Annotated in this window: 1 protein-coding gene and 1 pseudogene; both read left to right on the top strand. The window is 50.4% G+C overall.

Features of this window, described 5'->3' with window-relative positions; translation table 11 throughout:
• Positions 1–946, top strand: a pseudogene (locus ACUVJL_RS22095) (hormogonium polysaccharide biosynthesis protein HpsA); the annotation flags it as partial.
• Positions 943–1,140, top strand: a 198-nt coding sequence (locus ACUVJL_RS22090) for a hypothetical protein (RefSeq protein ID WP_445247797.1), incomplete at its 3' end; no start/stop codon positions are given. The pseudogene ACUVJL_RS22095 and the gene ACUVJL_RS22090, both read left to right, overlap by 4 nt.

The raw sequence follows: 1,140 nt of genomic DNA, 5'->3' as shown, positions 1-1,140 counted from the left end.
TAGAGATGGTTTCTGGGAAGCAGCAGCAGCTCAAACACCGAGAAATCCCCTTGATGGAACTGGCGGTTTGCGGGTAATTACCAGTGGTGGCGTGTACGATCGCACTAACTCCTTCTTGCCACCCCCCAGATGGAACGATGGCACCAGCAAAATAGGCCCCGCACGTTTCGTTCCTGCCCCTGGTACCGCAAATACTTACAACGACCCAGCAACTACGGCTGTTGAAGAATACCCCGTAGTTTGGCCCGATACTATGCCGATGTCGCCACTGGGACTTGGTTCTCAGGTATACGACAATACTTTGGCTGCGACAAATTGGATAACGTTCCCGACTGTACTACCTCCAGCAGCAACATCTGCACTTACCGGAATTACTGAAGATGCTACCACCGCTCGGAAGTTTGCCAAAGGCGACTTGCGAATGCGAGCAACGGCTGTGTATCATTACGCATTCCACGGCTACAACCCAGACGGGATTACTGGTACTATCCAACCAACGCAAAAACTGTATGCCTGTGTTAGCAGTTACTACGACCCCAGCAATGCTTCTACAGCCAGAAATATTACCGAGGGTCTAGGCAATGCTGTCGTTACTGATGTCAGCGGGCAGGGTGAGAGGGCACCACATAGAGCAAGACGCGACCGATTACTTGGAAGTCGGCAGCAATTTATTGGCTCTAACAATGGCATCACCTACAACCCCACGGAAAGAACCAGACCAAACAAATCGGATGTAGGCGCTAACGGCGTGCTGATTAATGGTCAGCCAGTTTTGGATATGCAAGCGAGCTTAGTCTTCCCTGACGGTCGGTTTGCCAACGGACCCTTGAGAACAGCCCTACTAGTGCCTGAAAACGCTCGCACACTAGCACAAAAAGCTGCGATCGACTCAACATACTGTGCACTAGACATTCTCAGCGGGGCGATTACTCCCAATGCACCTTGATACCCCACGGAGCAATTGAAGAAGTAGCATTTTTGAATGGCAGAGAAATTAAGGCGATCGAACGTGACAACGTTGCTACCCCCAACGTTAACGAAGCCTTTACGCTTAGTGGCCCTGTTCCTCTAACCAACACAACAAGATTAAGAGTCAATTACAATCAGCCCCTAGAAGAACGGCAACCCCTAGAAATTCGT

It is taken from the genome of Microcoleus sp. OTE_8_concoct_300 (genome assembly GCF_031383065.1).
Taxonomy (GTDB): Bacteria; Cyanobacteriota; Cyanobacteriia; order Cyanobacteriales; family Microcoleaceae; genus Microcoleus.
Note: the sequence above shows the minus strand (reverse complement) of the source record. Positions and strands in the feature narration are given on the sequence as shown.